We start from the raw sequence: 18,738 nt of genomic DNA on the forward strand, positions 1-18,738 counted from the left end.
CGATAGAGCAGCGGTTAGATTGATATGCAGGGGCGAAAGAGAAGTCTTATACGCCTTGCATAAACGCTAAACATACTTTAAAGCAGGATGTATAAGATTTCTCCTCACGGCTACCACACATTCCTCTGTCTGTTCGTCAGAAATGACATCGCTTATTTATTTAAGATTTGATTTAAAAATAACCTATGCAGTAGTTTTTCGAAGATGTTGAAGAAGGCTATCTAACAATCCTTTTTTACTTCTTCCCTTTTTTCTTAACCAATACTTTTTTGCGCTCTTTCACCGCATACACCCAATTGGCCCCCAGTACCGCTATACAGATCACTAATCCAAAAAACTCACGTACTTCTTCAACCCATGGCTTTTCGGCTTTCATGGTTTCAACAAGGCTTTCGGCGTGGTGATTTTCAAACCAGTCTATGAGGCCATTATTGTCAAATATTTTATAAATAGCATAGCCTGTAAAAACGGCGATGCCTACCGCATATCCTATTGGATAAAATTCCTTCTTAGCTGCAAGGTAGCAGAACCAGGCGCAATACAAATAAATAGGCATCCAAAGGTATGGGTCGGGATCATTATACTGTAAACCCGCGAAAATGATAAAAAGTACAACCCATACAATGTTGAAGATTTTCATAAGTAAAAAGCAATTGCAATAATTTATACTGGTTTCGGCGCCTAATATGCAGGTTAAGCAAGGCTAAATATAGGAAAATATGTTTCGGTTTTTATAGGCAAAAAACAATTGAAAATTTTCAATTCTAATGTTAAGCCTCCGCCTGCTTAACATTAATTAAACATTGTTCAAACATTTTTTCAGATATCGCACTTCATCCTTTATAGCTTTCTGCAGCCCATCCTTATATAGCTAAAATATGAGCTCAACAAATACCTATTTTAATAAACAACGACTCCGAAAATTTATAACTGCAGCCTCCGCTCTTTTGATCTTGATATTTATTTGCGCAAAGAGCGCCCATGCCCAGGTTAATATATTTGATGTACGTAAGATACAAGATACCACCACCCGCTTTTCGGATCCGGTAAAAAAGAAACGCTTTGGCCGGGCTGTTCTTGAGCTTGGCATTGCCGAACTTACGCCGTGGACATATGACCGCTATATTGCCAAAGCCGATTATGCCCGCATTTCCTGGAAAACGGCAGGACACAATTTAAATCCCACAAGCTGGACATGGGATAACGATCCTTTTCAAACCAACCAATTTGGCCATCCCTATCATGGAAGCATGTTTTACAGCGCTTTTCGTACCAATGGTTACAGCTTCTGGCAATCAGTTCCGGCTACTATGGCCGGCAGTTACCTGTGGGAAACTTTTGCTGAAAACCAGGCTCCTGCCCCTAATGATTTTATCAATACCAGTTTTGGAGGCATCGTATTGGGTGAGATGACCTATCGCCTTTCAAACAAGATCATTAATAATCATCGCCGGGGTTTTAAACGACAGGCGAGCGAGGTACTTGGTTTCCTGGTGAACCCCATGAACGGGCTCAACCGCATTATTGACGGTAAATGGGGAAAGGTTGTTGGTATGGCTGATAAATCACATGATGACTCATCAAAAGTAAGCGCCGAATTTGACCTGGGCGCACGTAGGTTTAACAGCAAAAACCAGGGATTGTTAACTCACGGACGCTTTGGCTGGTTTGGCAGGGCTAAGCTGCTTTACGGTTCGCCGAATGAAAACCTGCATACCCCATTCAGCAATATCTCTATCACCGCCGAATTTGGTAAGGATGACAGCAGCGCGGTTAATGTGGTCAGCGTTTATGGTTCCCTTGCTGGATGGGATATGTCCATGTCGGATAAGGTAGAAAACCTGATCATCATATCGGCCAATTATGATTATATACGTAACGCGGCCTTTTTTTACGGGGGACAAAGCGTAAAGGCCAATTTAATATCGGAGTTTAAATTATTGAATGGCTTTAAAGTGAACACTGCCGTGGGTGCAGGTTTTATTCTGTTAGGGGCCGCGCCTGACCCTTATTTGTACCGGGGACGGAATTATGATTACGGCTCCGGGTTCGCCGTAAATGGGAGTGCGGGGTTCAGCATCAGCGATAAATTTTATTACAGTATCAATTATCGTGGCGGGTGGTTGTTAACAATTAACGGAAACAAATCACATTACTTTTTACATACTTTAACCAGTGAACTTAATTTCCGGGTATATAAAGATCTGTCCATAGGTGCGGAGCCAGGGTATTTCAGGCTGGAAGGAAACTACAAAAATCATCCCGACGTAGATAAAACGTATCCGTATTTGCGGGTTTCAACGCGGTACAGGGTTAACCTTTAAGTTATAAACAGGAAATGGTTGGAGAAATTTGATGTCGCGGGCAGATTCGAACTGCCGTTTAGGGTATTGCGGACCCCCACCTATCCTCTCGGTCACGCGACTTGAAAACTATAGAAAAAAATCACTTAATCAGATCGGTTGTGGGGTGTAGATATAATTATCTCTCTCCCGTTTTGCACAGGAGCAGGAATTAGCACCTTTTACATTATGCGGATGTACAGGTTGCTAAGACGTCTTTGGGCCTTTCCCTCAGTCTTTCTTGATAAGTTATAAAAGAACGCTTTGTCGTTGTTGACAGTGCAAATGTAATAATTAATTATATAAATCCTATAGTTTTAGTAGTTTAATTTTATTTCTCTTTGTTTTATATTGATTTTGAGGGAGATAAATTTAGGATGGGAGTAGTTGTGATGTCTTTTTCTTGATACAGGATAGCCATTAGACCATAAAAAGGAAGAACGCGGGCCGTGCGATTCCCTCCTTGGGAGGGTGTAGGGAGGGGTTCAGCGAGATGCCGGTCATTGCAAAGACGTGTAAGCCCGTCCCTGCCAATACGCAACCCTAACGCAACCCTCCCCGGGGGAGGGAATTTCCGATATCTTCACTTTGTTTTTTTGGTACTCCCCCACTAAAAAACTTAAACGGTCACCATTTAATCTGAAGTAGTCACCATAATTTTATTAGCTAACCATTGCACCTTTGTATTGTTAAAACATTAAAACACACCATAATGAAAACAAACAAAATAGCATTAATAACCGGCGGTAGCCGCGGCCTGGGCAAAAACGCAGCAAAACACATCGCCCAAAAAGGCATTGACGTTATAGTTACCTATCGCACCAAAAAAGAAGAAGCAGAAGCTGTTGTTGCCGAAATAGAATCAATAGGGCAAAAAGCCGCCGCTTTGCAGCTTGATACGGGCATTGTATCAACCTTTGATGCTTTCATTACAACACTAAAGGCAACCCTGAACGAAAAATGGGGACGTGATACTTTCGACTTCCTGATCAATAACGCGGGTATTGACGCGGCCTCACCATTTGCACAAACCACCGAAGAGGATTTTGACAACCTGTTTAACGTGCATTTTAAAGGCGTTTACTTTTTAACCCAGAAAAGCCTGCCTGTAATTGCCGATGGTGGTCGGATCATCAATTTTTCGACCGGGTTGGCCCGCTTCTCAACTCCCGGATATGCCGCCTATGCTTCCATGAAGGGCGCTATTGAAGTATTTACCAAATATCTTGCAAAAGAACTGGGCGGTCGTGGTATAGCCGCAAACGTTGTAGCCCCGGGTATTATCCAGACCGATTTTACCAAAGCAGCATTTGATTCACACCCCGGTTTGGAAGAAATGATGTCGAAATCAACAGCTTTGGGAAGGGTTGGCCAACCGGATGACATCGGAGGCATAGTAGCTTTCCTTTGTACAGAAGATGCCCGCTGGATCAACGCGCAGCGTATTGAAGCTTCGGGCGGGATGTTTCTTTAATTGGTGAATGGTTGATTGGGTTTATTAGGTGAGTGGTTGACTGGGTTGATTAAGTGAGTAGTTACAGGCGGGATGCTTGTTTGTGAGCTTTCAACATAATCAACTACTCACTTAATCAACCCATTCTCCAATTCCCCTAATCAACTATCCACTCAATCAACCATTCACCTAATCAACCATCAATCCAAATCACTATCTTTCCCACAAAAAAGAGCAAATGGAATTTGGTAGAGTAACAGATGAGGAATTAGCAAGGGTTGATTTTACCCTGCCGGCAGATCCGCAGATAACTGCTGAAACGCTTGCCGCCGCCAAAAACGATGTGCCTCTGCAGGTACACGTTGGCTGTGCTAAATGGGGACGTAAAGAATGGATCGGCAAAATCTATCCGCCAAAAACCAAAGACGCTAATTTTTTAGATGAATACGTTAAGCACTTTGATTGCATAGAGCTTAACGCTACCTTTTACCAGGTTTACGGCCCCGACACTATTGCTAAATGGAAAACCAAGGCAGATAGTAATCCCGGTTTTAAATTTTGCCCTAAATTTTCGCAAAGCATCAGCCACATTCGCCGTTTAAAAAACGCCGATGATATTACCACTACCTACTATGAAGGTATTTTAGCCTTCGGCGAAAAGCTTGGTCCGCTGTTTTTGCAGTTGAGCGATAACTATACGCCCAAAAGCTTCCTCGAGCTAAAAGCCTACCTGGAACAATTGCCAAAAGATATCCCGGTATTTGTAGAACTGCGCCACAAAGATTGGTTTGCCGTTACCGAAAACCGCGACAGGGTATTTAACCTCTTCCGCGAACTCAATATTGGTTCAATTATAACTGATGCCAGCGGCAGACGCGATGTAGTGCACATGGCTTTGCCCACACCGCATGCCTTTATCCGCTTTGTAGGTAACAGCCTCCACCCTACCGATTACGCCCGGGTTGACGAGTGGGTTGAACGGATTAAAAACTGGAAAGATCAGGGCCTTAAATCGGTATGGTTTTTTATGCACCAGCACGATGAGCGCTACTCGCCCGAACTGGCCGATTACGTGGTTGAAGAATTAAACAAAGCGCTGGGCACGCAGTTAATGCGCCCAACGTTTATCCAACGCGACGATAAGCCAACCGCACAAACCTCGCTCTTATTGTAATGGCTCGGTAGTAGCAGGCGGAATTTTTAAGGCCGGGTTAAAGTTTGGGATCAGTTGCTTCACCTTATCGGCGGTAGAGTTATTCATATCCAGGAACGACCAGTTTTTACCACCATCGCCACTAACTGCCAGCAGGTTACTGTGCATAGCTACCCTGCCTTTAGGGCTTGACATAACGATGGTTTCCGGCAGCAGGCAATGAGTTTCGGTACCGGCCTTGTAAAATTTGCCGGGGTCGCCTACGGTAATACTTTCAAAGTTTATACCAGCGGCTTTCATCTGCTGCATGGCTGCGCCCATCATAGCTGTCATTTTTTCTTTACCACCGGCCATTTGCACCGCTTTAGGATAAGTGTAATTAACGATGCCTTTGTAATCGCCTTTGGTCATGCTTTGGGCCATTAAGGTAGCCTGTTGTTTTACCACAGCCGGATTTTGCGCGTGTAAAGCCAGTGGCGACAATATGATGATCAGGAGCCTGAATACTTTTTTCATAGGATGTTTCTATTTTTTAATGAGGATCTCATCGGCAAGTTGATCGGTACCGTCAACCTTACCATTGTATTTAAGCCCCAATATCCGATTTACTAAATTAAAAACATCAACATTTTTAAAAGAAGGTACTTGTTTACCTGTTTTAAAGGCCGGCCCCCAAGCCAGGAAGGTAGCGTGCATATCTTTTACAGCGTAGGAATCATAACCATGCCAGCCGATATTTATTTTTTTATTGTTCCATAAATTAAAAATCAGGGGATAATGCGGAATCAGCAAAATATCGCCTATGCGGCTATGCCAATCATCGGCAGCGCTGTAGTGCATATTAGTCGGCATATTGGCTTTCAGATATACATCGTAATCCTTCGCTTCAGCTTTAAGGCGATCATAAGTTGGCTGGATAGCCGCTTTGTCTTTAGCATACAATTCAACTAATATACCATCGCCAGAGATCCTGAATTTAGCCGTATCGATTGCAGCAGGAATGCCCAGGGTATGTTCGCGGTCAATTTTGGTCATGCCGTGGTCTGATACAAAAATAAAATTAACATCAAGCCCTGCAGTTTTTACAGCCTTGTTCAGCTCATTAACTGCCGAATCAACAAAATGTACCTCATGTTCGGTTTCTGGAGCATCGGGCCCAAAGGTATGCCCGGCATGGTCAACCTGTGGAAAGTAAAAGGTAATAAGGTGCGGGCGCTTATCTTCAGGCAGCTTCAGCCAGTTTACCACAGCGCTGATCCGGTCATGAATAGCTATCTTATCATTGTAAACATAATAGTAAGTAGGGTTAATGCCCTGTATAGCAGCCTCCGAAGCTACCCAGTAAAAACTTGCCGAAACCATTTTTTGCTGCTCGGCCAAAACCCAAAGTGGCGAGCCAAAATACCAGCTGCTGTCCTTTACCTTTTGTTTATTACCCATAGAATAGCTATCGTTACGTGCCCGATCATAAAAGGAGTTATTAACCAAACCCGAGTGCGATGGATATAACCCGCTCACTAAAGCATAATGATTAGGGAAAGTTACCGAGGGATATGAAGGGATCATAGATTCGGCCCGCACGCCTTTAGCACTTAAATCAAGTAAATGCTGGGCGTTATACTTTTTAGCATAATCATACCTGAAGCCATCTGCCGAAATCAGGATAACATAAGGCTTTTTCTGTTGAGCAATGCTGTTTTTACGGTTAGGGATGATTTTTTGAGCGGTATCCTGCGCGAAAGCGGTGCTAACCAGTAATAGGAAAACTAAAAGAATACTGTACTTTTTCATGCTGAAACAATGATGCGCGAATTTATACATACTGGGTTACCTGAATAAAAACAACCGGTAAACTTTGGCTGTTTTTAGCATTATCTAATCAAATTTTTACATCTTGCTATAAAAGCAGCAACGTAGCTATAAATTACTTTCCTCTTAATTTAATTGCGAATGAAAATCTTTATAGCGCTTTTATTATCTGTTACCCTTAGCTGGTCTGTATCGGCCCAAACACCGGTTGCCCAAAACGGTAAGCTAAAGGTTGAGGATGGCAAACTTGTAAACGAACATGGTGTTGCCCCACAATTACGGGGAATTAGCTTTTCATGGTCGCTTTGGCAGGGGCGTAAATATTTTAATCCGGGCGTAGTAAGCTGGTTAGCCGACGATTTTAAAGCATCCATTATCCGGGCCGCAATGGGTGTGCAGCCCGATGGCGGCTATCTGCAACAACCTGAAGAGCAAAAAGACCTGATTGTAAGTGTAGTTGACCAAGCGATAAGGAGCGGTATTTATGTGCTGATAGACTGGCACGATCATAACTCAAACATGCATGTGAGCGAGTCGAAAGATTTTTTCAGGCAGATGGCTAAGAAATATGCCGGTATACCTAACGTGATCTACGAAATCTGGAACGAACCTGAAAAAACCGACTGGAAAACGGTTAAGGATTATGCGCTGCAGATCATCCCCATTATCCGCAAATATGATAAAGACAATGTAATAGTAGTGGGCAGTCCGCACTGGGACCAGGATGTAGATATTGCCGCTGCCGATCCGATAAAGGGCTACAGTAATATAGCCTATTCTTTCCACTTTTATGCCAGCGACCCGTATCATCAGGATGCTTTACGGGCAAAAGCTGACAAGGCTATCGCCATGAAACTACCGTTGATTGTTACCGAATGGGGCGTTGGCGAAGCCAGCGGCGACGGTGAATTTAATCTGCAAAAAACAAAAACCTGGCTTAAATGGACCGAAGACAATAAACTAAGCTGGACTAACTGGAATATCACCGATAAACACGAAACCACCGCCCTGCTGCAAAACAATGCCCCCATACAAGGTGGCTGGACAGAAGCCAACCTAACCCCGGCAGGCATCTTTATCAGGAATGTATTAAGGGAATTAAATAAGTAGGAAGTACAAGTTTGAATATCTAATAACTCATGTCATTGCGAGGAGCGGCATGGGCAAAAGTGCTTGGACGCGACGCGGCAATCTCGTAGCCAATGCATATTCGATATGCTCAGCTACGAGATTGCTTCGTCGTTCCTCCTCTCAATGACCTTTTTTCCTAACGGTTATTTAGATTGATGTAATTGCAGATTTACTTCTTTTTCAACGCCTCTGCTATCCCTTTCTCCACCAACGATCCCATTATCCGGTACCCCTCTAAAGTAGGGTGTACACCATCGGCGGCAAGATTTTTTGGCAGGCCTTTGCGCTCGTCGGCCATGGCGCTGTGGTAATCTACATAAACCATTTTCTGGGCATCGGCAAAGGTTTTAAGCATGGTATTAAGCTGGATAACTTTTGGGGCAGGCTCCATACCCGGACGCCATGGGAAAGCATAAGCAGGCAATACTGAACATATTACCACTTTAATATTGGCAGCTTTAGCCAGCAAGGCCATAGATTGAATATTGCCAAATATATCTTCGATAGCTATAGGCCCGTTGTTTTGGGCTATATCATTAACGCCTGCCAGGATCACTACCGCGCCGGGTTTCAGATCAATTACATCCTCACGGAAACGTACCAACATTTGAGTAGTGGTTTGCCCGCTGATGCCACGGTTATAATAAGGTTTGCCACTCCAAAAGGTCGAATCCCTGTTGAGCCAGAAATCGGTAATGGAATCGCCCATATAAACTACACTTTTAGGGTTTAGGGCCGATGCTTTTAATTTATCGTTATCGGCCTTGTAACGGCCCATATTTGCCCAGTCTTTATGAAAGGCGTCTTCCCATTGTTTATGGTAGGCCTCCCACTGTTCGTTCCTTTCTTTTACCGATTTTATTTTAGGGTCAACCGGTTTCAGTAAGCCGTTTAGCTCCAGCCAATCGTTAAAACGCTCTATCCAGTTGTCGGTAGGCAGGTTTTGTTTACGCATGCCAAAACCGTGACCGCCTTTTTGGTACATGTGCAATTCGGCACTATGTTTTGATGCCTGCCATTTGCTGTACAGCTCAACACTGTGTGGCGCAAGACCAAGTTGATCGTCGGTAGCAGCGGCAATAAACATCGGCGGCGCGTCATCAGGAATCTTTGAAAGCAATTCGGGCGGCACGTAGGCATAAATAGGCGCATCAAAATCAGGTTTATTGGCGGCTGTATAATTAAATGCGGCAGCGCCTGCCAGCGTCCCCCCTGCCGAAAAGCCCATGATCCCGATGCGTTGCGGCGAAACATGATATTCGGCAGCATGTTCCCGCACATAGGCCAGCGCCGTACGCGCGTCTGCTACGGCCAGAGGGATAATTGGTGCTACCTGTTTCGGGAAATCTTTCTGACTCATTTTGCTCATCAGCTCTTTTACCGGATCGTTGGTTAAACTATGTGCCAGCCGGTATTTCAATACAAAACATGCTACGCCCTGTTTGTTGAGCCATTTGGCAACATCATACCCTTCGCTATTGATAGAAAGGGTATGAAAACCGCCGCCCGGACAAATAACCACAGCGGTACCGTTGGCAATAGTTGAATCGGGCAGGAAAACGCTTAACGATGGATGGGTAACATTGTAAACTACCTTGGTGTTAAAGGCGTTATTATCGCTTTCGGCTTCGTTCCAGTTCCAGTTTTCGGAACCGGGAGCAGCACCGGGATACAACGGAATAACTTTTTGCTGGGCTTGCGCACCAAGACACGCTAACAGGAGTAAGGAGCCTATCAGTTTTAAATTCATGGGAGGTTTAATTCAGGTTAATGTTGATGTACAAAAATAACAGCATAAAGCTAATAATCAAGATGCCGAAACGTTTTAGCAAAGATAAATTCCTAATTAGTCACCGTATCTGTAACCTCGCTGTAAAATATCTGTTATAAGGTTTAGTGACAGATATTTTCGCTATCTTAAACATTCCTGATTTATATGACTGCGGCGTTTATCCATATCAAAAATCTGCTCCGGATTTTTCCGTTGCTCATTTTGCTTGGAGCATGCGCCAAACAAAAAAAGATCTTTCAAAGCGATTGCAATATCTCCAAAGATTACAAGAAGGTTTCTTTCACCGAGTTGATCAATCATATCGAAAAATACGACAAGCAATACGTTGAGGTGAGTGGCAAATACAAAGAAGGAAATGAGCAGTCGGCGCTTTTTAATGATAGCCTTTTTTCAAGCCACAAATTGGAGAATGCTTTATGGATTGATTTCAGCCAGGACTGCCCGCTTTATCTTCCCGGTACACATATCGGTTTATTTACCTATAATGATGGGCAGTTTACCCAAATGAATAAATGTAAGGTAACCATTCGTGGCGTGGTTGACGCAAGCGACAAAGGCCATTTAAAACAATATAAGGGAACTATTGACAGGGTAAGCTTTATTGAGTTATAAGCCCTGACAGGTATTCAGGCACGCAATATTGATTAAGCCGGTAAAGATCTCAACGAATCATTAACAAAGGCCGAAGCATCTATATAGATAGATGAACTACAGCATAAAACCGGTCACGGGCTGAATAACTAATTTTTAAAACGACAGCGGCAACATATTGATCTTCGCAAAAGTTTTGAGCATCAAAACGGTAGCATGATTGTTGTCGCCAATAAAATTTGAGTTTGATGGATTTAAATAGCCCTCTATTAATTCCAATACGTCCGCATTTACTGAAGCAAAAGCCATTGACCAGTTGGAGAAAATCCTTTCTTCAACACTTCCGGATACCATTAAAATAATGTTACGATGACGAGAGTCGAGTGTGATAGCGTTATAGATAACGTAAAGATTTTCTTTTTCACCCTCAAGGGCTTGAATAAAAGTACCTTCACTATAAAGGAGCATACCTGTCACATTATGTTCGGCATTTTTTATCCGTGCTGCTTGTAACAGATCCAATAGTTCTGCATCGCTCATGAATTTTTTTGCCGTGCTTACATAAACAAGATATTCCATGAAATTAGGGTCAATATTACCTCCTCAATATACGAAGAGTTAATACAAAAAAAGCACAAAAAATGTTAATGTATCAACCCAGTTTCTAACCTAAATAACTAATTGAACAGCGTAAAAACGGGTGTTGCAAGCCTGTTACTTTCTGCAAAGGTTTTCACCATATTTACAGTGGGGTGATTATTAACATCAGCTGCAAAACTCATCTTTGCCGGGTTTAAGTAACCTTCAACCACTTCAAGCACATCCGCGTTAACCGATGCGAAAGACATCGACCATTTTGAAAAAATCCGTTCGTTAAGTATTCCGCTGATCATCACAATGATGTTACGATGCCTGAAATCGGCCTGGATGGCATTATAAACCCTGTGCAGATCTTCCTTTTCACCTTCAAGAACCTGCAAAAAGGTTCCTTCGCCATAAAGAAGCATTCCGGTAATGTTGTTTTCGGAGTTTTTTGACCTGGCCGATTGCAGCAGGTCCAATAGTTCGGCATCGCTCATTAGCTTTTTAGCGGTGCTAATAAATACAAGATATTCCATATAGAAATAAAATTAGGGGCTATTTTATTTTCATAACTACGAAGAAAAAGAGGCGGTGGTTTTATGTCGATGTTAAAAAGTCAATTTTAACCCGTCATAAGCCAGTTCGATACCCGCAGGTAGTTCTTTAGAAACATCGGCATGTTTGCCCAGCCTGTGGCTGATGTGCGTAAAATAGGTGGTTTCCGCGCCAATATCATTGGCAAAAGCAATGGCTTCGCTAAGTGTAAAATGCGAGATATGAGTTTCCTTTTGCAGGGCATTTATCACCAGCGTTTTGGTACCCCTTATTTTTTCCTTCTCAGCGTCCGGAATTGTTTTGGCATCGGTGAGATACGTAAAATCTTTGATCCTGAAACCTTTGATGGGAAGCTTATAATGAAACACCTCGATGGGGATAAGCTCAACATTACCTATCCTAAACGGATCAAGCGCGATAGTATGCATTTTTACCTGCGGAATACCAGGATAACCTGTGCCATCAAAAATGTAAGGAAATTCACGCGTCAAAGCTTTTTGAACCCGTTCATCCGCATAAATATCAATAGGTGCGTTTTGCTTGTAGTTAAACGCCCGGATATCATCCATGCCGGCAACGTGGTCTTTATGCTCGTGGGTAAAAACTATAGCGTCCAGATGCTGTACATTGGCGCGAAGCATTTGGTATCTGAAATCGGGACCCGAATCGATAGAAATGACCTTATCTTCGGCCTCAATTAAAATAGAGCTGCGCAGGCGCTTATCATGCTTATCTGCCGAGAGGCATACCTCACAATTACACGCTATAACAGGTACGCCCTGCGATGTTCCGGTTCCTAAAAATGTTATGGTCACAGCTGCAGTTTTGTTTGTTTAATTTCCTGCAAAAATGCAATCTGTTTATCATCAAGCAGCTTGTAGTCAACCTCAAGTTCGCGTAACAGTTCTGTTAAAGCAAGGATCTTACTTTCCAGGTTAGAGAAACGGTTCACTACGATCATTTTACTGCTGAGCAGCAAACATGCCCCGGTTTTAAAGTTGCCTTTTTCATAGCGTACCTTGTAACCTGCCGTTTTTAACAGCATTTCCAGTTTCTCGAGCGTATGGTTTGTTGCGGGAAGCATTAATTTCAAAAGTAGTAAAAACAGGGGTATTTAAAGTACCCAAATTGGCATTTGCATGTCACATTTGCTAATTAAATTTCTATTTTTATTTACCTTTTATATCCTAAAACTATCCAGATGAAGAACTTACTGCTCACCACAGCCGGTATTGTTTTTAGTATTGCCGTTTACGCCCAGCAAACAAAAACCTATGCCGAAAAGCTTGGCTGGCCCAAAGGCGCCCGTGTAATTATTTTGCATGTTGATGATGCAGGCATGTCGCATGAATCAAATAAGGGCGTTGAAAAAGCCATTGGTGAAGGTGTAGCTACATCAACCAGTGTGATGATGCCCTGCCCCTGGGTGCCCGATTTTAAACATTATATGGATCAACACCCCGGCATAGATGCCGGCCTGCATTTAACCCTAACTTCCGAATGGCAAAATTGCCGCTGGGGACCACTTTCCGGTAAAGCCGCGGTGCCCGGACTGGTGGATAAAGAGGGGGCTTTCTGGCCGGGAGTTGCCGCCGTATATTTCCGTGCTACCGCAGATGAAATTGATAAGGAAATACGTGCCCAGCTTGACCGCGCCTTAACCATGGGCTTTACGCCAACACATCTCGACTCGCACATGGGAACATTGTTTGCCAAGCCTGCTTTTCTTGAAAAATACATAAACCTGGGCATCGAAAAAAAGATACCGATAATGCTGCCCGGCGGCGAAGATCTTTTTTACCGGGCCGAAGCTAAAAACGCTACCATTGCCCAGCTTAAAAAAGATGGTAAATACACCGAGGGCATGACCATTCCTGAACCGGCAGAGCTGGCTAAAGTACGTGAGCTTGGCGAACTGGCCTGGAAAGGCGGTCTCCCCGTATTAGACGATCTTGATAATTCAAGCTACGACTGGGTTATGCCCGATATTGATAAGGCTACCGACAAAGAGCTACAAAAATGGTACACCGACCATTATATTGAAAACTTCGACCGTTTTTCGCCGGGCTTAACCATGGTGTTGATGCATTGCACCAATCCATCACCCGAATTTAAAAACATCTGCAACGAAGGCCAGAAACGAAAAGGCGACCTGCTGGCCATGACCGATCCGCGGTTGAAAGCTTACCTGAAACAAAAAGGGTTTATTTTAACTACTTGGAAAGAGGTAATGGAACGGCGGGTTAAGGTGGGAAATGAGTAAGTTTGTTTTATGAGTGATGATAAATACGTTAAAGTACTATTCAGGGTTTATAGCGATATATTAGAAGAGATTACTGTAGAAACCATGTGGACTAAAGTAATTGACGAGGTTCAAGGACTCTACGAGTTAAATAACATTCCTTTTTATCTACCCATTATAGCATCAGGCGATATCATATTTGCTGAGTTTGATGAAGATGAAAAAATGCTCACTTACCGTGAAACCCGGGAGTATTCGGGCAATTCAACTATCCACGTAATTTTGATGGATGATACCGCAGGGCTCAAAAACATTGGTAAAACATTTGAAGAACTGGGATGTAACTGGGAAGGGATGGGCAATAAATATTTTGCCATAGACGTCCCTGTTTCGGTCAATTACGTTTTAGTCAAAGCCCGCTTAGAAGAATTAAAACAGCAGGATATTATAGGTTATGCTGAATCATGTTTATCAGAAGAGCATCAATATTAACTATCTGAAATTACTCAATACACTGAGTTATTTTACTCAATGTATTGAGTAAAATAATAACCCAACTATAATCAATTGATTTATAGCTTATTTTTAATCTACTCCACATCACATCTTTGGCGGAATTTTAGTTACTTGCCGAACATTCTATCTGCTTTTATGCGCATCAACATCTTTGGAGCGTCAGGCTCAGGAGTAACCACGCTCGGCCAGGCTTTAAGCGAAAAACTTGGCTACCCCTATTTCGACAGCGATCATTATTTCTGGTTCCCTTCCAGTCCTCCTTTCACTAACCGGCGACCACCCGAAGAGAGAAATGCCATGATCAATAATGAAATCGCTGATAACAAAAATTGGATCCTCGGCGGCTCCGTTATCAACTGGAACAATAATTGGCAATTTGACCTGTCGGTATTCTTATATATCCCGCCGGCCATCAGGATCAGGCGTTTACAGGAAAGGGAGTTTGAACGTTACGGCGATATCATCCATACCGACAGAGAACGCAACAGGCTCTATAATGAATTTATTGAATGGGCACGAGGCTATGATGAGCTTATCACTAATAGCCGCAGCCTTCACTCGCACAAAAACTGGATGAATAACCTAAAAACGCCTTTATTGGTTATTGAAGGTGACACTACTGTGGAGGAAAGAGTTGAAGCTGTTTTGGGGAAGTTAAAAGTGATTTAAAAAAACTGCCGCTGCTCGCCACCAGGCCACGAGTATTGGCCGTTGTTGGTGTTGTCACCAACAACTCTACGACGTACAATTATCATATTTCGTTGGCTATCTGATGGTTGCTGATAACAGCATCAACAACAGCGCGAAAAACAAATAAAAACCATGTCATTGCGAGCGAAGCGTGGCAATCTCGTAGCCAATGCATGTCCGATATGCATAGCTACGAGATTGCTTCGTCGTTCCTCCTCGCAATGACATATTTTATATTAATACCCCGGTAATCCCCGTCTTTCCAACACTTGTAGCCGGGAGGCGAGCGGCGGCGAAAAAATTAAAAGAAACAAAAAAAGCGGGAAGTAAACCTCCCGCCTTCAAATATCTCACATCTAAATAAAACTTACCTCAAGTCCACCAATTCAACACCAGGGTGGCCTTTAACATCCCACGCAAAAGTTGCATCGGGCGCAGGTACATTTGGAGTAAAGGTGCGGACGGTATAAGTATACCTGTTTCCGTTCTTATCAAACAGTAAGGCGCTGTAGATTTGCTTTTTTACCTTATCGATAGTGAGTTTTACTTTGTAAATGGCCTTTTTCTCATCTTCCGGAGTAAGCTCAATGGTTTGATAGGTTTTACCTGCTATCTTCTGTTCGCCGGTGTACAGGTATTTGAAACCTTTTTCATACATGGTAAAAATCTGGGCCGGGTTGCTTAGTCCGTCGCCGTTTTTATCGGCATCGCTTACCTGTACTTCTTTATCTTTTTTTAGGTAAGTCCACTGACTTTTGCCATCGCTTAGTATTTCCTTATCAACTTCGGGTTTTGCTGCCGAGTTATACAATGTTACCCTGTATTTTCCGGATTTCGCTTTTGATACCAACGTACCGGTTTGTGTTTCTTTGATGTTGGCCTGCTGGTTATTGAGGCTCAGGGTAAAATCGGTTTTTATAACATCGTATGAACGATACTTTTGACTAACCTCACCTAAAATCGCTTTTGCCTGGCTGTCTTTTTGCGCAAAAGCCGTGCTGTATGTACTTATTGCTAAAATGGTATATGCTATGATCTTTTTCATTCAGTTTTATTCAACAACAACTATAATCATTAATAGTTATTGGATTAGAGTAATTAAATTTTGCTTGGTTTAATCTTTAATAGGTTTTTGCAGCGTTTCCAGGTAACGCTCAAGGCTGTACTCATCAGGATAAAGCACGTCGCGGGCTTTGCTGCCTTCAAACGGACCAACAATTCCTGCTGCTTCCAGCTGGTCAATGATACGACCGGCGCGGTTATAGCCCAGTTTCATTTTACGCTGAATAAGCGAAGTTGAGCCCTGCTGATGCAGTACAATTAAACGCGCGGCATCTTCGAACATCGGGTCGCGGTCATCAGGATCATACTCTTTGGCCCCGCTGCTGGCTTCACCTTCGCCAACATATTCAGGCAGGTACATGGCCGATGGATAACCTTTTTGGTTGCCAATAAAGTCGGAGATAGCTTCAACTTCAGGCGTATCTACAAAGGCGCACTGTAAACGGATCAGGTCGCTGCCGGTTGAGAACAACATGTCCCCGCGACCGATCAGCTGATCGGCACCACCCGCATCCAAAATGGTACGTGAGTCAATCTTAGAAAGTACCCTAAATGCCAGCCTCGACGGGAAGTTGGCTTTAATAGTACCTGTAATGATATTTACAGAAGGGCGCTGCGTAGCGATAACCAAATGGATCCCCACCGCACGGGCCAGCTGCGCGATACGGGCAATAGGCATTTCCACCTCTTTACCAGCGGTCATCATCAAATCGGCAAACTCGTCAATTACCAGTACTATAAATGGCAGATAGCGATGTTTTTCGGGATCGCTGATCTTGCGGTTCACAAATTTGGCGTTGTACTCTTTCAGGTTACGTACCTGTGCATCTTTCAACAAGTCATAACGCTGATCCATCTCAATACAAAGCGAATTGAGCGTATTTACTACCTTTTTGGTATCCGTAATAATGGCATCGCCATCATCGGGTAATTTCGCCAAAAAGTGCCTTTCTATCTTGCGGAAAAGCGTAAGTTCTACCTTTTTAGGGTCAACCAAAACAAACTTAAGCTCGGCCGGGTGCTTTTTATATAATAGCGATACCAGGATAGCGTTAATACCAACCGATTTACCCTGACCGGTGGCACCCGCTACCAGTAAGTGAGGCATTTTGGCCAAATCGGCAATAAACACTTCGTTTGATATGGTTTTACCTAAAGCTATAGGCAGGTCCATGGTTGTATTCTGGTATTTTTCTGTCGATAATATCGAACGCATCGAAACCATCTCCGGATTCTGGTTTGGTACCTCGATACCGATAGTACCTTTACCCGGCATAGGCGCAATGATACGGATCCCCAAGGCTGCCAGACTTAACGCGATATCATCCTCCAGGTTCTTGATCTTACTGATCCTTACACCTGGGGCCGGGATTATCTCATACAGAGTAACTGTTGGCCCGATAGTCGCTTTGATCTTATCAATCTCGATGTTGTAGTGGTTCAGCGTTTCAACAATCTTGTTCTTGTTAGCTTCCAGCTCTTCGGCATTAACCGAGATCTTGTTTGAACCATGGTTTTCCAACAACTCAAGGTGCGGCAGTTTATAGGAAGCCAGGTCGAGTTTGTGGTCGTAAACACCAAACTTGCTTAGCAAATCATCCTTTTTAGCTTCATCGGCCTGCTCAACACTCAGTTCGGGCAGAGGCCTGTTGGTATCAATAGTAAGTGGGATCTCATCCTCTTCTTCCGGTTCGTGTTTAAGGGTATTTTCCGGACGTAATACAACAGGCTCATGATATTCGGGCACCTGCTCCATAGGAGGCTGCCTGAATTGTGATGGAGGGGTAAGCGGTTCCTGCACCATTGGTTCAGGCATAATACTGCTTACATGGGTTTCACGAATCTTATTATTTCCCCGCGGCCATTCAAGAGGTTCTGATGGTTCTTCGTCAATCAATTCAACCGGTTCGGGCGCTACTTCTTCAACCTCCATCGGTGCTACCGGACGGTCTTTACGTTTAGGTATTTTAAAGTCGATGTTATAGGCTATTACCAATACGGTAAGGGCCAAAAACACCAGCAAGCCTCCGGTACCCGCCTCGCCTATCTGTGCTGCAAGTAAGCGGTTGCTCCAAAAACCAAAGCCACCTTCAAAGTAGTGCGGATAATCAATAATAAATGAGTGAAAATAAGCTATCGCTACCGAGATAAAAATAATGCTGAATAACGAGTATGCCAGTGTTTTACGGATAGAAAACAACCTTGCCTTGAAAAGCAAACGGTATCCAGCAACAAAAAACACAAAAACAAATATGAACGAAGCCACACCAAACCACTCATAAATAAACTGGTTTGATAACAGCGCTCCAAACTTACCCAGCCAGTTTTGTGCCCTGACGGTTTGATCGTTGAGGTCTGCTATTTCATGAATAGTGGTACCAGTTGAAAGGTTATGCCAACCGCCATTTGTTTTGGAAATATAGCTTTGATCTTCCTGCCAGGTAAACAGGTACGAGGTAAAAGCAATCAGGAAAAAAACAGATAAAAGCAGCGAAAACAAACCCGCAATTTTAACAGCTTTGCCATTTTCATAGTCAAAATCAAAGCTGGGCAGCTTAGGTAATCTCCTGCCTGTCGCACGTTCCTTTTCAGCTTTACCGGTTTGGCGTGGCTGATTTTCTCCCTTGAAATTATTAGTTCTAAACTGGTTTCCTTTTGCCGGCATCCTGATGTAACAATCGTTTATGTGCAAACTTACGTAAAATTTCACCTATGTAAACTTTGCGGCTACACCCGGTAAATATTTTATATAAGATTCATTAACCTGCCAAAAATTACAGGCCGAATGAATATAAAGTTAACAGATTATATAACTTATTG

Annotated in this window: 18 protein-coding genes and 1 riboswitch; of the genes, 8 read left to right on the forward strand and 10 right to left on the reverse strand. The window is 43.3% G+C overall.

Translation table 11 applies throughout. The annotated features are described in order from the left end of the window. Positions 1-235: 235 nt before the first annotated feature. Complete coding sequence (locus EAH55_RS22140; protein WP_121811562.1) at positions 236-640, reverse strand: transmembrane 220 family protein; 405 nt, start codon at positions 638-640, stop codon at positions 236-238. A gap of 238 nt (positions 641-878) precedes the next feature. Here EAH55_RS22140 and EAH55_RS22145 point away from each other — a divergent pair, with 238 nt between their 5' ends. The 3 genes from EAH55_RS22145 (at position 879) to EAH55_RS22155 (ending at position 4,969) form a co-directional block, all read left to right on the forward strand. Continuing rightward, complete coding sequence (locus EAH55_RS22145) at positions 879-2,324, forward strand: DUF3943 domain-containing protein (RefSeq protein WP_121811563.1); 1,446 nt, start codon at positions 879-881, stop codon at positions 2,322-2,324. A gap of 154 nt (positions 2,325-2,478) precedes the next feature. Then, a riboswitch (SAM riboswitch) is annotated at positions 2,479-2,593 on the reverse strand. A 461-nt stretch (positions 2,594-3,054) separates the two neighbouring features. Continuing rightward, positions 3,055-3,816, forward strand: a complete 762-nt coding sequence (locus EAH55_RS22150) for an SDR family oxidoreductase (RefSeq protein WP_121811564.1) — start codon at positions 3,055-3,057, stop codon at positions 3,814-3,816. Positions 3,817-4,033: 217 nt separating this feature from the next. Continuing rightward, on the forward strand, positions 4,034-4,969 hold the full coding sequence (locus tag EAH55_RS22155; RefSeq protein ID WP_121811565.1) for a DUF72 domain-containing protein: 936 nt from the start codon (positions 4,034-4,036) through the stop codon (positions 4,967-4,969). On the opposite strand, the gene EAH55_RS22160 is transcribed toward EAH55_RS22155, so the two are convergent. Further along, positions 4,961-5,464 carry a hypothetical protein gene (locus EAH55_RS22160; protein WP_121811566.1) on the reverse strand — a complete coding sequence of 168 codons (504 nt, stop codon included), beginning with the start codon at positions 5,462-5,464 and terminating at the stop codon, positions 4,961-4,963. The two genes, EAH55_RS22155 and EAH55_RS22160, sit on opposite strands and share 9 nt — an antisense overlap. A gap of 9 nt (positions 5,465-5,473) precedes the next feature. Next, the gene (locus tag EAH55_RS22165) at positions 5,474-6,739 is read right to left on the reverse strand and encodes an alkaline phosphatase family protein (protein ID WP_121811751.1); all 1,266 of its coding nucleotides are present in this window, start codon (positions 6,737-6,739) and stop codon (positions 5,474-5,476) included. 159 nt (positions 6,740-6,898) lie between these two features. Here EAH55_RS22165 and EAH55_RS22170 point away from each other — a divergent pair, with 159 nt between their 5' ends. Next, positions 6,899-7,867, forward strand: coding sequence for a glycoside hydrolase family 5 protein (locus tag EAH55_RS22170; RefSeq protein WP_121811567.1), 969 nt, complete (start codon positions 6,899-6,901; stop codon positions 7,865-7,867). A 190-nt stretch (positions 7,868-8,057) separates the two neighbouring features. On the opposite strand, the gene EAH55_RS22175 is transcribed toward EAH55_RS22170, so the two are convergent. Then, the gene (locus EAH55_RS22175; protein WP_121811568.1) at positions 8,058-9,638 is read right to left on the reverse strand and encodes a GDSL-type esterase/lipase family protein; all 1,581 of its coding nucleotides are present in this window, start codon (positions 9,636-9,638) and stop codon (positions 8,058-8,060) included. Between the two features lie 186 nt (positions 9,639-9,824). Here EAH55_RS22175 and EAH55_RS22180 point away from each other — a divergent pair, with 186 nt between their 5' ends. Further along, a complete protein-coding gene (locus EAH55_RS22180) occupies positions 9,825-10,292 on the forward strand; it encodes a hypothetical protein (protein ID WP_121811569.1) in 468 nt (155 codons plus the stop codon). A 135-nt stretch (positions 10,293-10,427) separates the two neighbouring features. On the opposite strand, the gene EAH55_RS22185 is transcribed toward EAH55_RS22180, so the two are convergent. From EAH55_RS22185 to EAH55_RS22200, 4 genes are all read right to left on the reverse strand, one after another. Continuing rightward, entirely contained in the window at positions 10,428-10,850 is a 423-nt protein-coding gene (locus EAH55_RS22185; RefSeq protein ID WP_121811570.1) for a BLUF domain-containing protein, read from the reverse strand. A gap of 98 nt (positions 10,851-10,948) precedes the next feature. After that, positions 10,949-11,389 carry a BLUF domain-containing protein gene (locus EAH55_RS22190; RefSeq protein ID WP_121811571.1) on the reverse strand — a complete coding sequence of 147 codons (441 nt, stop codon included), beginning with the start codon at positions 11,387-11,389 and terminating at the stop codon, positions 10,949-10,951. A gap of 72 nt (positions 11,390-11,461) precedes the next feature. Then, positions 11,462-12,223 (reverse strand): MBL fold metallo-hydrolase, encoded by a 762-nt coding sequence (locus tag EAH55_RS22195; protein WP_121811572.1) that lies wholly within the window; start codon positions 12,221-12,223, stop codon positions 11,462-11,464. Further along, a complete protein-coding gene (locus tag EAH55_RS22200) occupies positions 12,220-12,492 on the reverse strand; it encodes a hypothetical protein (protein WP_114939009.1) in 273 nt (90 codons plus the stop codon). The genes EAH55_RS22195 and EAH55_RS22200 overlap by 4 nt, the downstream gene beginning before the upstream one ends. A gap of 117 nt (positions 12,493-12,609) precedes the next feature. Here EAH55_RS22200 and EAH55_RS22205 point away from each other — a divergent pair, with 117 nt between their 5' ends. The 3 genes from EAH55_RS22205 (at position 12,610) to EAH55_RS22215 (ending at position 14,835) form a co-directional block, all read left to right on the forward strand. After that, positions 12,610-13,671, forward strand: a complete 1,062-nt coding sequence (locus EAH55_RS22205) for a polysaccharide deacetylase family protein (protein WP_121811573.1) — start codon at positions 12,610-12,612, stop codon at positions 13,669-13,671. Between the two features lie 9 nt (positions 13,672-13,680). Beyond that, positions 13,681-14,142 carry a DUF4265 domain-containing protein gene (locus EAH55_RS22210; protein ID WP_121811574.1) on the forward strand — a complete coding sequence of 154 codons (462 nt, stop codon included), beginning with the start codon at positions 13,681-13,683 and terminating at the stop codon, positions 14,140-14,142. Between the two features lie 159 nt (positions 14,143-14,301). Then, entirely contained in the window at positions 14,302-14,835 is a 534-nt protein-coding gene (locus EAH55_RS22215) for an AAA family ATPase (RefSeq protein WP_121811575.1), read from the forward strand. A gap of 388 nt (positions 14,836-15,223) precedes the next feature. Here the strand turns inward: EAH55_RS22215 and EAH55_RS22220 are convergent, their stop codons facing one another. Both EAH55_RS22220 and EAH55_RS22225 read right to left on the reverse strand, forming a co-directional pair. Continuing rightward, entirely contained in the window at positions 15,224-15,901 is a 678-nt protein-coding gene (locus EAH55_RS22220) for a LolA family protein (protein WP_121811576.1), read from the reverse strand. Positions 15,902-15,970: 69 nt separating this feature from the next. Next, positions 15,971-18,583, reverse strand: coding sequence for an FtsK/SpoIIIE family DNA translocase (locus tag EAH55_RS22225; RefSeq protein WP_121811577.1), 2,613 nt, complete (start codon positions 18,581-18,583; stop codon positions 15,971-15,973). Positions 18,584-18,738 lie beyond the last annotated feature (155 nt).

The sequence above is a fragment of the Mucilaginibacter kameinonensis genome (genome assembly GCF_003675385.1).
Lineage (GTDB): Bacteria > Bacteroidota > Bacteroidia > Sphingobacteriales > Sphingobacteriaceae > Mucilaginibacter > Mucilaginibacter kameinonensis.

Excerpts from the sequence above, each read along its gene's own strand:
- EAH55_RS22160 (WP_121811566.1), bottom strand. The coding sequence starts at position 5,464 with ATGAAAAAAGTATTCAGGCTCCTGATCATCATATTGTCGCCACTGGCT.
- EAH55_RS22145 (WP_121811563.1), top strand. The coding sequence starts at position 879 with ATGAGCTCAACAAATACCTATTTTAATAAACAACGACTCCGAAAATTT.
- EAH55_RS22165 (WP_121811751.1), bottom strand. The coding sequence starts at position 6,739 with ATGAAAAAGTACAGTATTCTTTTAGTTTTCCTATTACTGGTTAGCACC.
- EAH55_RS22200 (WP_114939009.1), bottom strand. The coding sequence starts at position 12,492 with ATGCTTCCCGCAACAAACCATACGCTCGAGAAACTGGAAATGCTGTTA.
- EAH55_RS22185 (WP_121811570.1), bottom strand. The coding sequence starts at position 10,850 with ATGGAATATCTTGTTTATGTAAGCACGGCAAAAAAATTCATGAGCGAT.
- EAH55_RS22170 (WP_121811567.1), top strand. The coding sequence starts at position 6,899 with ATGAAAATCTTTATAGCGCTTTTATTATCTGTTACCCTTAGCTGGTCT.
- EAH55_RS22215 (WP_121811575.1), top strand. The coding sequence starts at position 14,302 with ATGCGCATCAACATCTTTGGAGCGTCAGGCTCAGGAGTAACCACGCTC.
- EAH55_RS22175 (WP_121811568.1), bottom strand. The coding sequence starts at position 9,638 with ATGAATTTAAAACTGATAGGCTCCTTACTCCTGTTAGCGTGTCTTGGT.
- EAH55_RS22205 (WP_121811573.1), top strand. The coding sequence starts at position 12,610 with ATGAAGAACTTACTGCTCACCACAGCCGGTATTGTTTTTAGTATTGCC.
- EAH55_RS22190 (WP_121811571.1), bottom strand. The coding sequence starts at position 11,389 with ATGGAATATCTTGTATTTATTAGCACCGCTAAAAAGCTAATGAGCGAT.
- EAH55_RS22155 (WP_121811565.1), top strand. The coding sequence starts at position 4,034 with ATGGAATTTGGTAGAGTAACAGATGAGGAATTAGCAAGGGTTGATTTT.
- EAH55_RS22225 (WP_121811577.1), bottom strand. The coding sequence starts at position 18,583 with ATGCCGGCAAAAGGAAACCAGTTTAGAACTAATAATTTCAAGGGAGAA.
- EAH55_RS22180 (WP_121811569.1), top strand. The coding sequence starts at position 9,825 with ATGACTGCGGCGTTTATCCATATCAAAAATCTGCTCCGGATTTTTCCG.
- EAH55_RS22150 (WP_121811564.1), top strand. The coding sequence starts at position 3,055 with ATGAAAACAAACAAAATAGCATTAATAACCGGCGGTAGCCGCGGCCTG.
- EAH55_RS22220 (WP_121811576.1), bottom strand. The coding sequence starts at position 15,901 with ATGAAAAAGATCATAGCATATACCATTTTAGCAATAAGTACATACAGC.
- EAH55_RS22210 (WP_121811574.1), top strand. The coding sequence starts at position 13,681 with ATGAGTGATGATAAATACGTTAAAGTACTATTCAGGGTTTATAGCGAT.
- EAH55_RS22140 (WP_121811562.1), bottom strand. The coding sequence starts at position 640 with ATGAAAATCTTCAACATTGTATGGGTTGTACTTTTTATCATTTTCGCG.